The following is a 13,163-nucleotide window of genomic DNA, read 5'->3' on the forward strand; positions in this document are numbered from 1 at the left end:
AAATGCCTCCTTCTCCAAGAAAGAATGATAGTCTCTGGCGCCTGTCTAGCACCGCGTAATCGTATAGGTTACGCCCGGCTCCGTTCGAAACTCCACGACGCAAGGAGCGATCTCGCGAACCTCGACCGCTTCCGTTCCGGCGGTTACCTGCACATTGCCATCGGTTCGAATTCGGCAGTGCTCGCCATTTGCCGATGCTATGACGGCTTCGCTAAGGGCGCGATCCGTCCATGCCAGCGATACCGTAAAGCCGCCGCGCGCCCGCAATCCGGATACGCGGCCTCCCTTCCACGCCTCCGGCAGCGCGGGCAGCAGGTTGAGCTCGCCGGCATGGCTCTGCAGCAGCATCTCGGCAATCCCCGCCGTCGCCCCGAGATTGGCTTCGATCGTAAGCGGATAAAAGGTCAGCTTCGGATGCCGGTGGGCGTTGAACAAATTGTCAAACGGATTTTTAAGCAATTTGGTCAAATAACGATGCGCCATCTCGCCGTCATCCAGCCTCGCGAACAGGCTGATCAACCAGGCGAAGCACCAGCCCACCGCGTCTTCCCCTTCGTGCTGCAGCCGAAGGTCGATCGATACCCGGCAAGCGTTAGCAAGCTCGGGGGTGCGTCGATGGTCGAGCTCGCTGCCCGGATGCAGCGGATAGAGATGGGCCATATGCCGGTGCCCGGGCTCCGCTTCTTCGAAATCCGAGAACCACTCTTGCAGTTGTCCGCGGCGGCCGATCTGGAATGGGCGAAGGCGCGCCCTTGCAGCGGCCAGTTCAAGGCGCAGCTCCCGATCGATCCCCAGGTGGTCGGACGCTTCCATGCAGTTTCCAAAGAGCTCGCGGAGCAAGGCAATATCCATCGTGGCGTCCATGCTGACGGCCGCTTTACGTCCGTCCGGCAAGGCGAATGTATTCTCCGGCGAGGTGGACGGATTGGAAACTAAGTAGCCGTCCGCATCCTCGACGAGGTAGTCCAGGAAAAACAACGCGGCTTCTTTCATGATCGGATAGCCGACCTGGCTCAGAAACGTCCGGTCTCCCCCGAACCTGTAATGCTCCCATACATGCTGGCTGAGCCAAGCTCCCCCCATCGGCCAGTACGCCCAGCTTGCGGGGCCGCCCGACGGGCCGCCGGACGGCGTCGTGATTCGCCAAAGGTCAACGGCATGATGGCTGACCCAGCCTCTTGCCTTATAATGGGCAGACGCCGTTTCCCTGCCGGCAATCCGCAAGTCCTCCAATAGACGGAAGAGCGGCTCGTGACATTCCGCAAGATTGCATACCTCGGCTGGCCAATAATTCATTTGCGTATTAATGTTGACCGTATAGTTGCACGACCACGGCGGTCTCATCGACTGATTCCAGATCCCTTGCAAGTTCGCCGCTTGCGTTCCCGGCCGGGACGACGATAGAAGCAAATACCTTCCGAATTGGAAAAATAGAACGGCTAGCTGCTCGTCTGTCTTGTCTTCGCGAAGCGCCCGAATTCGTTCGTCGGTCGGCAGATGCTGCAGACCGGGGGCATCAAGCTCAAGCTCCACCCGTCCGTATAGCGCCCTGTAATCCTGGACGTGCCGGTCCAGCAGCTCGCCGTAGGAAAGCTTGGCAGCCGCATCCAGGCAGGAGCGGCATAGCTCGGCGGGGTTTCGCCCCTCCAGGACGGGATTCTTGTCGAACCCATTGAAGCTGGTCGACGCCGCCAGGAGGAAGGTTACGGCGTCCGCGCCTTCGATCCGGATCCGTCCTTCCCCGTCCTCCGTCGTCGCTCCGCCTTCCGGCAGGGCGAGCAGCTGCGCCTCGAAGCGGATGCCCCGTCCTTCCTCATAGATGACCGGATCGTTGCTCCGGGCATGAAGCGGCTCCACATGCGACGGGCTTCGTCCCTTCATCGCAAGCTTATCGGCGGAGACCCGGAGCGCCTGATGCCGCAGCTGACTGTCAAGCGATGCAGAAACGGCTATCCGGCCGGGCTGATCGGCGGTAAAACGCACGACCATGACCTGATCGACCGCGGAAACGAACGTTTCGCGCACATACCGAACCCCGTTCAATGTAAACCGCGTCCGGCAGACCGCATCGTTCAGGTCAAGCTCGCGCCTGTAATGCTCCGCTTTGCCGGTCTCCTCCAGCTCGAGATACAAGTCGCCTAGCGGCTGATAGGACTCGGACCACGGCCCCAGCATATGCTCTTCGATCGTCCGCTGGGCTTCCGGGTATTTCCCTTCGAATACGAGCTTCTGTACCGTCTCCAAATAGGCTGCCGCCTCCCGGTTATTCGGATCGTACGGATGTCCCGACCATAACGTATCCTCGTTTAGCGAGATGCGTTCCCGAAAAATCCCGCCGTACACCATGCCTCCCAGCCGGCCGTTTCCTACGGCGAGCGCGTCCACCCATTCCGCAGCAGGATTGCGATACCACAGCATTCCTTCGTATGTTCCCAAACCGTCAACCGTCTTCATACCCATCACTCCGTTCGCTCTTCCAGAATCCAGACGCCGTGGGCGGGAAGCGAGGCTTCCCCGCTCACGTCCGAGCCACCGAGCAGCTCGCGCAGCGGCGCCTTGCCAACATTGACCTTCGCCGGCTGGTCATTATGGTTTAGCAGAAACAAGTACCTTTTGCCGTCCTTCACCCTGGCGCTCGCTTCCACGCCGGGAGGCGTCGCGGCAACCGGAACGATATTGTTCCTGGTCGTCAGCTCGGAGAACAGATCGATCAAAAACCGTTCTTCCGGATCGGACGATATGTACCAGGCTTCACCCTTGCCGAATGTATTGCGCGTAATCGCGGGCATCCCTGCATAGAAATCCGCGCCATAAACGGCGACGGTTTCCGCGCCCTCCGTATGCAGACGCTCGCATATTAATGAGCAGCTATACGTGACAGCCGGCAGGCTGGTTTTTCCTTGCATGACGAGAAAATTCGACTGGCCCGGAAACAGCGGATCGATTTCTTCCACCCAGATGCCGAGCAGCTTCCGAAGCTCGCCGGGATAACCGCCGAGCGTCACCAGATCGGTTTCCTGCACGATGCCGCTGAAGAACGTCGTCACGAACGTGCCGCCGCTAGCCGCATACGTCTCCAGTTTCTCGGCGAAGCCCGGTTTGACCATGTACAGCACGGGCGCAACGACCAGCGCGTATTCGTCAAGCCTTGTCTCCGTGCCGATCATATCGACTTGCACGTTAAGACTGTAGAAGGCATCGTAATAGCGCTGAATCTGCTGCAAATATTTGAGCCGCGTCGTTGGCCCGCTGGAATGCTCGAGCGCCCACCAATTGTCCCAATCGAACACGATGGCAACCTTCGAAGCCGTTCTCGCTCCGATCAGCGCATCGCCCAATCGCTGCAGCTCTTGTCCGAGCTCGGCGCATTCTTGGAAGACGCGCGTATGCTCATGGCCGGCATGGTCGATAACGGCCCCGTGAAACTTCTCGAAGGCGCCCGCGGATCGTCTGAGCTGGAAAAACATGACCGCTTCCGCGCCGCGCGCGACCGCCTGGTAGCTCCACAGCCGCATGACGCCGGGCCGCTTAAGCGGATTGACTTCCCTCCAGTTCAATTGGCTGGGGCTCTGTTCCATCAGCAGGAACGGCTTGCCTTGTTTCAGCCCCCGCATCAGATCGTGCCGCATCGCAATTTGGCTCATCGGCGTGCCGCTCTCCGGATAGCTGTCCAGTGCGACGACATCCAGCTCCTTGGCCCATTTGAAATAATCTAGCGGCTTATAGGTGCCGTTGCTCTGGAAATTGGTCGTCACGACCGCATCCGGAATGACGGCTTTAATCGCGTCGCGCTCCAATTGGTAGCAGGCCAAAAAGCTGTCGGAGTTGAAACGGTCGTAATCGATCGACATCGCCGGGAAAGCCGTCGCTTCATGGCCGAACGCGCTGAAATGCTCGCTCTGCTGGCTCGGCAGCACGATCTCCTCCCAGTCGTAAAACGTATGGCCCCAGAACGAGGTGTACCAAGCGTTGTTAAGCGCATCGAGCGTTTCATAGCGCTCCCGCAGCCAGACTCGAAACGCCTGCTCGCAGTTGTCGCAATAGCACCGCCAGCCCATCTCGTTGTTGACATGCCACAGCAGCAAAGCCGGGTGATCCTTGTACCGTTCCGCCAGCTTCCGCGCCATCCGCTCCGAATAGAGGCGGAAGGTCGGGCTGTTCGGGCAGGAATTATGACGCCGTCCGTACTTTTTCTTGCGGCCCTGCGAGTCCACGGTCAGCACGTCCGGATACGCGCGCGCCATCCAGGCGGGATGGGCCGCGGTGCCGGTCCCGAGGCAAGCGCGAACCCCATTCGCGTGCAGCATATCGAGGACGTCGTCCAGCCATTCGAAGCGGTACGTCTCCTCGTCCGGCTGATTGCGCGCCCAGGAGAAAACGTTGACGGTGGCGATGTCGATTCCGGCGAGCTTGAACAGCCGCATGTCCTCTTCCCACACGCCGCGAGGCCATTGCTCCGGGTTGTAGTCCCCGCCGTACAGTATCTTATTAGGCAAACCGTTCATTACACTCGCTCCTTCTCCTTTGTTTCCCACTCGATCCGCTCCGGCAATCGCAGCCTAGCGCCGTTGACCCGCTCCGGACCCGCAACGATCGGCTTCAATCGAATCGTGAACGAGACCGGCTCTGCTGGAATCAAATAATCCGGCAGAGTCGGCGCATAGCCGCAGCTGTGATTGCCGAGCCCCGACTGGCGCCAGTCGACGCTGACTTCCGTCGCGCCGAGAAGCTTCAAATCCGAATGATGCCGGGCGGCGCCCAAAGCTTCGGTCGAATACGGCCGTGCGCCGAACTGGCCGAGCGGGGCATCCGTCCCCGTAACCAATAGCCCGGCTCCGCCAGCATCGGTCAGGCTCGCCCAGCGGACATCGGCCTTGCTGCCGTTCTCCTGGGGTTTAATGTACGGAACAACCTGTTCGCCGACGGTTCCTTCGTACAAGCCCAGCTTGCCGCTTTCCTTGCGGTCCGCATAACATTCGTGAGGACCGAGGCCAAGCCAGGACATATGACCGAACCGTGATGGCATCACGAACCGGAGTCCAACCCTGGGCAGCGGCGGAAGCCCTTCCTTGAGCGGCTCGAGCCTCGTTTCGACCGTCACGTCGCCGCTGCCGAAGACGGTGTAGAGCTGAACGGCCGCGAACGCCGGCCGCAAGCCGTTCACCCCAAGGACCGTCTCCGTCCGCACCTGGACGGCTCGCCCGCCAGCGGCATGGCGGGCTTCCATCGTTCTGACGTGGGTCTCCAGCTCATGATAGCCGGCCTCCCGCCACTTTTTCGCAAGATGAACATCGTTGTCGACCGGCGCCCTCCACAGCTGGATGCGGGGCCCCGACTCCAGCAGGGGTAAGCCGTCATGCTCCCAACGGTCCAGCGCGCCGGTTACTTTGTCGAACGTTAACGAAAACCCTGCTCCGCTTGCCTTGACGTACCGGCTTCCATCTTCTAAGGCGACGGCGCTCATCGCCGATTGCGATACAGGCTGCAAGGAAGCTCCTGTTGCCGCCGATGAAGTCAAAGGAATATCCGCCCACGCCACTTCATGCCCCGCAGGCGCCCAGCATGTCTCCTCGCGGAGCGTGAAGTTCAGATGGAGCCAATATTCTCCGCCGCCGCTTCGCTCCTGCTCCTGATTCAGCTCCGGATTCGTCCGGTAAGGAACGGCGACGAACGCTTCTTCTCCCGCGGCAATCGCAAGCGGCTGCAGCTCTCCCTCCTCTACCGCCACTCCCTCCCGGTAAACGATCCATTTGACCGCCAAATGCTCCAGCGTGACAACATCGTACCGGTTGCGGATCCGAAGCAGACGATCCGTATCGGTCGGCAGCACATTGACCGGCTCGATGGCCTTCTTGAACTCCAGAAGCGCCGGCTTGACGGTACGGTCTGGAAACAACAAGCCGTCGACGCAGAAGTGACCGCTGTTGGGGCTGTCGCCAAAGTCGCCTCCATAAGCGTATTCGAAGCCGCCGCCCGGCTTCCACCGGAGCAAAGACAGATCCGCCCATTCCCAGATCAAGCCTCCGCACAGACGCGGATAACGGAAAACCGCATCCCAATACTCCTTCTGGTTGCCGAGCGCGTTGCCCATCGCATGCCCGAATTCAATCATCAGATAGGGCCGGGTCTCGTTCGATTTCTCGCCTTCCGCAATCAGCATATCCACGGAAGGATACATGCTGCTTACAATGTCTACGACGGGCGCATCGTAAGCCCGCTCGTAATGGACCGGCCGCGTTGGATCGTTCTCCCGTACCCAAGCCGCCATCGCAGCGTGATTCGCTCCGTAGCCCGATTCGTTGCCGAGCGACCAGATGATGACGGACGGGTGGTTCTTGTTCCTCTCGACAAGCCGGACGATCCGGTCCATGAACGCCTCTTTCCATGCCGGGTCGTTCGCCAGGCGGCTTTCGAAAGCTGTTTTTTCATCGGGATTGTCGATCCATCGGCTGATTTCGCCGAGAAAGACGCAGCCGTGCGTCTCCAGGTCCGCTTCGTCGACGACGAACAGGCCGTAGCGGTCGCACAGGTCGAGCCAGCGCTCGTCATTCGGATAATGCGAGCATCGCACCGTATTGATGTTGTGGCGCTTCATCAGCTCGATGTCCTCGATCATCGCTTCCATCGTCATGACGCGGCCGAGCTCGGGATCGAATTCGTTCCGGTTCACCCCGCGGATGATGACCGGCCTGCCGTTGACCAGGAGCCGTCCGTCCCGCACCCGGATATCCCGGAAGCCGACCGCGTACCGGTATACCTCCTCCACTTGTCCTTCCGCGCCGGATAAGGTGACGAGCAGCGTATAAAGATTCGGCTCTTCCGCCGACCACAGCTTGGGAGCGCTAACAGGAAGCTCTACGGCGATGTCTGCTTCCGGTGAGCTCCCGATCTGGCAGGGAACGCCGGCAACGCTGGCCGTGACCGTCGATTCGTGGTCATCCAGCAACTCGGCCCTGATCTGATAGCCCTCCCCATTGCTGCCGGAAGACGCCGCAAGTCTTAAGCCAAGCTCGAGCACGCCGCTGTCGTACGACTCGGACAGCCGTGTCCGGATACGGGCGTCGCGCAGACGGACCGCCGACGGCGAGCTCAGCAGGTAAACTTCGCGGAATATGCCGCTTAGCCGCCACTTGTCCTGATCCTCCAAGTAACTGCCGGTTGACCATTGGTAGACGCGAACGGCCAGCTTGTTGACGCCTGGGCGGATCAAGTCCGTCACCTTGAACGTCATCCGGTTATGGCTGCCTTGACCGAAGCCCGCTTCCTCGCCGTTGACCCACACGTGAAAGGAGGAGTCTACGCCTTCAAATACAAGAAAAACGTCGCCGCCCGCCCTTTGCTCCGGCAGCTCGAACGTTCGCAGGTAAGAGCCTGTGGGGTTCTGCTTCGGTATGAATGGCGGATCAACCGGAAACGGATATTTGCTGCTGCTGTACAACGGCGTTCCATAGCCGAGAAGCTGCCAGTTCGACGGCACCGGAATGGCGTCCCAATCCTCACCCTCGAACGATTCGTCATAGAACCGCTCCGGCGCATCCTGGGGGCATGCCGCGTAATGGAACTTCCATTCGCCGTTAAGCATTTGGACGTACGAGGAGGCGTTCTTGTCACAGGTTGCGGCTGCCGCCAGCGCCGTCTCCCTATCTTGATAAGGAATGCCCCGCGCATCCGCCGGCTCGGCATGGATCTGCAAAACGTCCGGGTTCTCATAATCCGGCGACTCCTGATTGAATCGCAATCTCATGTCTCTACAGCTCCTTGACTTCTAATTTCGTGGCATCTATCGCTGCGTGAAAGAGATAGGCGCCCGGATCCGTGCTATAAACCGCATATCCAACTGTTGGCCGACCGTAATAATCGGCTCGGGATACTTCGTCCAATGCAGAAGATCGTCCGAAAAGGCAATGCCCTCCCCGTTACTTTATGACAGCCTTTTGCGGGTAAAATGCTTCTGTTGTTTGAAGACCACTTTACACGGTTTCAAGACTTCGTTTATAGGCTAATTCAACTGTGTTTATAGGGGGGTTTCACGAAGGTGAAACGGCCGATGCTATCCACGTCTACGCAGCGACTAGACCGCCGAAATCTATGATCATAATGCGCCCACTGGACGTGAAAACCATTGAATGTAGCATAAATTTCGACCACAATGCCCCCGTTGGACGTTCAGACCACCGAATGTAGCATTAATTTCGACTACAATGCCCCACTCGATGTGCAGACCACTGTTGGAGTGATTCTCCAGCATTCAACGGTTACCACAGCGCTTAAATGGCCTGTTTGAGCGCTTTTCATCCTGTATGAGGAACGCTATGTGACCAAAATCCGCAAAAATGACCTACTTTCAGCCGAATAAGCTCCACTGCAAACGTGACATCCGGAAGGAGGTCATTTAAAGGCGATTAGGCTCCGTGTTGACCGTTAGAGTCTGAAAGCCTCCATGAGCCATATATTTTAAAAAAACAAAAGCAACCTCCGCTCTGTTGAGGGTAGGTTGCTAAGACAGGTTTGCTAGGACTGGTCACTTTGATAGGTTACTTTGATAGGTTGCTTAGACAGGTTGCAGTAACAAAATTGCTATAACAGATTGCCATATTCGTCTACCAGCTAGTTAAAAATAGTGTCTCGACTCCCCCGGCTCATGAGTCCTGCCAGGCGATGACCGGCCCCTGCAACCCCAGCTTCGGTCTACTCATCGGCTTTTCAAGAAAAGCTCGATGACAGGGACGGTTACGTTCGGCTTCTTGACCGGCAGCAGCAGCGTCAGGATATCGCGCGGCCTTCCCTCGTTGAAAGCGCCCGCTTCCATCGTCATTTCCTCTTCGCCTTGCTTCATTTTAATTTCCGAAGCATCGTTCAGCAGTTGTGCATATTCCACCATGCCCGTCAAACCGCGCAGATGAATATGCTTGAAAGGCCAGCTGTAAACGTGCAGATAAAGACGGTTGTTCTCCGGATTGTAGGTAAAACGGCAATCTTCCGGACATTGAAGCTCCTCCGGCGCGGCCGTACAGCCGTAAATCGACTTGCTGTGGCGTTTCATCCATTCGCCAATTCCCTTTAAACGATCGATGGCACGTTCATCGAATTCACCTCGACCTGTCGGTCCGACGTTAAGAAGCAGATTGCCTCCCTTGCTTACCGTGTCTATTAACATTTTCACAAGGGTGTCGACGCTCTTCCACGTTTCTTCGTCGCGGTAATACCCCCATGAGCCGCTGAAGGTATGACACGCCTCCCAGACAACGCGCTTGCCGTTCGTTTGAATCCACTCGCGCGGTTGATATTGCTCCGGCGTCGTGATGTCCCCTTTCACCTGCAGGCGATCATTCAGCAAAATATGCGGCTGCAGCTCGCGAATAAGCTTCACCAGCTTCTCGCTTTGCCACTCTTCCTTGCCTTTGCCAGGGAAGCCTTGTTCCGACGGGATAGAGAAATCGAAAAACATCAAATCAATCTTGCCGAATTTAGTCAGCAGCTCCCTCGTCTGCTCATGCATGTAGTCGACATACTTCTGCCATTCGCGGTGCTTCTGGTCTTCCAGAAACTCCTTATTATATCGAAGCGGATGTTTGACATCGAGCGTATAATGCCGATGATGCCAATCCAACAGGGAGTAATACAGTCCCGGCCTAATGTTCTTTGACTTGAATGCTTCTATCATCGGCGTCAGCAGGTCCCGGCCTGCCGGCGTGTTGGTCGCTTTGTAATCAGTCAGAGCCGAATCCCATAAGCAAAAGCCTTCATGATGCTTCGTGGTGACTACGAAATATTTCATGCCGGCGTCCGATGCAAGAGTAGCCCATAGCTCGGGATCGTACAAATCCGGGTCAAAGCGCTTGAAATATTTGTCGTACTGCTCATTCGTCATAAATTCCCGGCCCTTCATCCACTCGTGCCTGGCGCCCAGCGAGTACAAGCCCCAATGAATGAACATGCCGAAACGATCATGCGTATACCAGCTTGAATCCCCTGTTGTCTGCTCAATTTCAAATCCCATTCGATAATCCTCCCGTAACCGTTATTTGGCTGTTCTTGTTTTGGATATCGCTTTCATTACTTTCATTCCAGCGGTTGATAGTCTATAATTATAGATGCTTCCTATTAAAAGTTCTCTAGCTGATATTGCTGTAAAGTTAAGGGATATTGCTTTTCGAGGGGACTGCGGCATGACAAATCCTTATCAAATCAAGCAAGACGTCCCGCATCGCGATCAGGACTTTCCGTTTGACGTCTTCCACATCATTCCGCCCGGCAAGGAAGTACTGCACCTGCATTGGCATGATGACTTGGAACTCATCTATTTTATCAGGGGAAACGCGACCTTCTATATCGGCTCCGAGACGGTTAAACCGGAACCTGGCGATTTGATGTTCGTGAACAAGGGCATGATCCATACGGGGTTTGCGGATGACGAGCATCAGGTGGAATATTACGCGCTGGTCTTTCATTCCGTGCTAGCCGAAAGCCGAGTGGCAGGCTCCAGTCATGTGCAAATCACAAATCCTTATGCTTCCGGAAAACGTTTTTTTCCCATCCTTCTGCCGGTAACGGATGCGTATAATTCGCTCATCGCTGGTATTGTCAAGCAGATGATCGCCGAATACGAGCAGCAGGCTATAGGCTATCAGGTTGCGATCCAGTCCATGCTGCATCTGCTGCTCGTACATTTATCCCGCCATCACCATCTGCATGGACCAACCGGTTCCGCAGATACGGTAGGCGCGGAATTAACCGATAGATTCAAAGAGCTTATAGCGTTTGTGGAGCGGCATTATCCAGAGAAGCTCACCGTACAGCAAGCAGCCGGCATCGTCAATTTGAGCGAATACCACTTTTGCAGAACCTTTAAGAAGGTAACCGGCAAGACGTTCGTGGAGTACGTCAATTTGCTCCGAATCAACGCCGCCGAGCAATTATTAATCCATTCCTCCGATCCGATCACGGAAATCGCGTTTAAAGTCGGCTTCGGCAGTGTCAATTATTTCAGTCAAATGTTCAGGCAGTACAAGAGGCATTCCCCTTCGCAATGCCGGAAGCGGTATGCGCGGGGACTCTCATAAACCGCACATCGATTGGCGGGTGTGCTCCAGATGGAGAACGCCCGCCGATCCAGCTCGAAGACGATCTCGGCCGACTCGCCGGACCTCTGTGTATACGCTTACTTCAAATTTTTGTAAGCCTCTTGTCAGCGCTCCTTATCCCCTCAAGAAACTCGCCGCCCTTTAATTCCCATATACCCTGCAATTTCAAACGGCTTTATTGTCTCTACCATCTTTGCGTCTTTAAAATAAGCCATTCCGAGCAGATTAATATTCTGTTCTTTCTTCACTTCAACATAAGGAAGAAAACCTTCTTGCCCTATCTTAGAGGAATTGCTCCAAAACTGGCCGACTTAATCAATCCGATACTTGCCTAGCTTAACGGCATTGTCCAACATGGATAGCAAGTAAAGACTCGGAACGCGTTCCAGTTTCAGGGAAGCGGTCCTGTTTTTTTTGCATTTCCTTTTGATATCATAATCCACAGCGTTCTCGTATCGTCCCTCTTGATGGGCTGTCGATTAAGAGCAGCACCGTCCAATACCCGGTTCCGAGAATCAACAATAGATTCGATCGCCCTATATTTACGATTATAGCCGTATATTTTTGATGGAAACACTCCTATACAATAGTGCCAGATACTTGCAAACGCGAACGCAAAACTTGTATGCGCTTACAGGCAACGGCACAGACTTTGAGAGGGGGTGGTCTGGATTCGGGTTTTAGGATTATCCACTTCAAACTAAGGGAGGGAAAACGAAATGTTGAAAAGAAGAATGGGACTGCTGTTGGTAATTATTCTGATTTTAAGTATAATTGCAGCTTGTACTAACGGTAATACTGAAGGTACTGTTAATACTGAGGGTACTGTTGCGCCGTCGGGCGGTAATGATCCGACAGCAGAACCTCCGGCGCCGGAAAATGCCGAAGTCACATTTTCTACAATATTTTCCGATGAAGAATTTGAAGCAAATGTAGGGAGTTACGTGAAGAAAAAGTTCCCTACATACACGATTAACCATATTTCGAATAGAGGACTTTCATTGGAACAACTAGTAGCCGCTCAAACGAAGTTTGATATTTACTTCACAAGAGCCGGTGGATTTTTGAATGCATACGAACCGATGAAGTTGACTTATGATATGACGGAGCTAGCTAAAAAACATGGAGTTGACTTAGCTTCGTTTGCCCCGGGGTTTATTGAATCTGCCACGTTTGATAACCAACTTTACGGCCTTCCTATTTTTAACGATTCTCTTGTTTTGTTCTATAACCGAGATTTATTCGACAAATTCGGGATTCCATATCCGAAAGATGGCATGACGTGGGAGGAGACGTTTGCACTCGCCCATCAATTCGATCGGAATGAAAACGGAACGCAGTATATGGGACTTTGGATGTCTCCGAAGCACTACTTCCGCATGAATTCCTTATCGCAAGGTTTCATTGATCCGGAAACTAACAAGGTGACGGTAGACAACGATAATTGGAAGAGGATTCTTAACCTCTTCACTGAATTGAGCAGAAATCCTGGCGTGCAGGAAATGGCTAAAGCAAATTTCCCAAGTCATGATCACTTTAGAGGAGCAGCAGGCGTTTCCGCCATGTATGTATTTTTAACCGAATGGATCGCGGTTTCGCAAGAACAACTTCCGCTGAACTGGGACATGGTTTCGATGCCGGTCTTCAAAGATCTTCCGGATAATGGCACTCAACCTTACGCCAACTATGCTGGTATTACTTCCATTTCCGAAAATAAAGATGCGGCAATGCAAATTTTAAAATATTTAACGTCTGAAGAGTTCCAAATGGAAGTATCAAAAAAAGGAAAGATTTCTCCATTGAAATCACAGCAGGTTAAAGATCTTGCATTTGAAAACCATCCAGACCAAGATAAAAACTTCGACGCAGTGTATGTGAACGGAAATGCTCCAATGCGTCAATTACATCCATTAGAAGATCACATCGTTGACTTAATGAATGACAAAGTAACTGAACTTGTAACAGGGCAAAAAGATGTCAATACAATCCTAAGAGAGGTACAAGAACTGGGGCAACAAACGGTTGATCAGGAAATGGAAAAATTGAAGTAACGGGAAAACCCCCGACTCTGAATATGGA

At 54.6% G+C, this 13,163-nt stretch carries 6 protein-coding genes; 2 read left to right on the forward strand and 4 right to left on the reverse strand.

Translation table 11 applies throughout. The features are described from left to right. Positions 1–45 precede the first annotated feature (45 nt). The 4 genes from MHI43_RS15630 to MHI43_RS15645 form a co-directional block, all read right to left on the reverse strand. Positions 46–2,454 (reverse strand): glycoside hydrolase N-terminal domain-containing protein, encoded by a 2,409-nt coding sequence (locus MHI43_RS15630; protein ID WP_036663581.1) that lies wholly within the window; start codon positions 2,452–2,454, stop codon positions 46–48. Between the two features lie 5 nt (positions 2,455–2,459). After that, positions 2,460–4,505, reverse strand: coding sequence for a beta-galactosidase (locus MHI43_RS15635; protein WP_015735297.1), 2,046 nt, complete (start codon positions 4,503–4,505; stop codon positions 2,460–2,462). Continuing rightward, positions 4,505–7,744, reverse strand: a complete 3,240-nt coding sequence (locus tag MHI43_RS15640; RefSeq protein WP_015735298.1) for a glycoside hydrolase family 2 TIM barrel-domain containing protein — start codon at positions 7,742–7,744, stop codon at positions 4,505–4,507. Before MHI43_RS15640 ends, MHI43_RS15635 begins: the two co-directional genes overlap by 1 nt. Positions 7,745–8,692: 948 nt before the next feature. Continuing rightward, positions 8,693–10,000, reverse strand: coding sequence for an alpha-L-fucosidase (locus MHI43_RS15645; protein WP_015735299.1), 1,308 nt, complete (start codon positions 9,998–10,000; stop codon positions 8,693–8,695). A 169-nt stretch (positions 10,001–10,169) separates the two neighbouring features. Here MHI43_RS15645 and MHI43_RS15650 point away from each other — a divergent pair, with 169 nt between their 5' ends. Beyond that, complete coding sequence (locus tag MHI43_RS15650; protein WP_015735300.1) at positions 10,170–11,063, forward strand: AraC family transcriptional regulator; 894 nt, start codon at positions 10,170–10,172, stop codon at positions 11,061–11,063. A gap of 740 nt (positions 11,064–11,803) precedes the next feature. Further along, on the forward strand, positions 11,804–13,135 hold the full coding sequence (locus MHI43_RS15655) for an extracellular solute-binding protein (protein WP_015735301.1): 1,332 nt from the start codon (positions 11,804–11,806) through the stop codon (positions 13,133–13,135). Positions 13,136–13,163 lie beyond the last annotated feature (28 nt).

Source organism: Paenibacillus sp. FSL H8-0457, from assembly GCF_038051935.1.
Taxonomy (GTDB): Bacteria; Bacillota; Bacilli; order Paenibacillales; family Paenibacillaceae; genus Paenibacillus_AQ; species Paenibacillus_AQ lautus_A.

Bases quoted from the DNA above. Each gene is read 5' to 3' on its own strand.
- MHI43_RS15630 (WP_036663581.1), bottom strand. From the start codon at position 2,454: ATGAAGACGGTTGACGGTTTGGGAACATACGAAGGAATGCTGTGGTAT.
- MHI43_RS15635 (WP_015735297.1), bottom strand. From the start codon at position 4,505: ATGAACGGTTTGCCTAATAAGATACTGTACGGCGGGGACTACAACCCG.
- MHI43_RS15640 (WP_015735298.1), bottom strand. From the start codon at position 7,744: ATGAGATTGCGATTCAATCAGGAGTCGCCGGATTATGAGAACCCGGAC.
- MHI43_RS15645 (WP_015735299.1), bottom strand. From the start codon at position 10,000: ATGGGATTTGAAATTGAGCAGACAACAGGGGATTCAAGCTGGTATACG.
- MHI43_RS15650 (WP_015735300.1), top strand. From the start codon at position 10,170: ATGACAAATCCTTATCAAATCAAGCAAGACGTCCCGCATCGCGATCAG.
- MHI43_RS15655 (WP_015735301.1), top strand. From the start codon at position 11,804: ATGTTGAAAAGAAGAATGGGACTGCTGTTGGTAATTATTCTGATTTTA.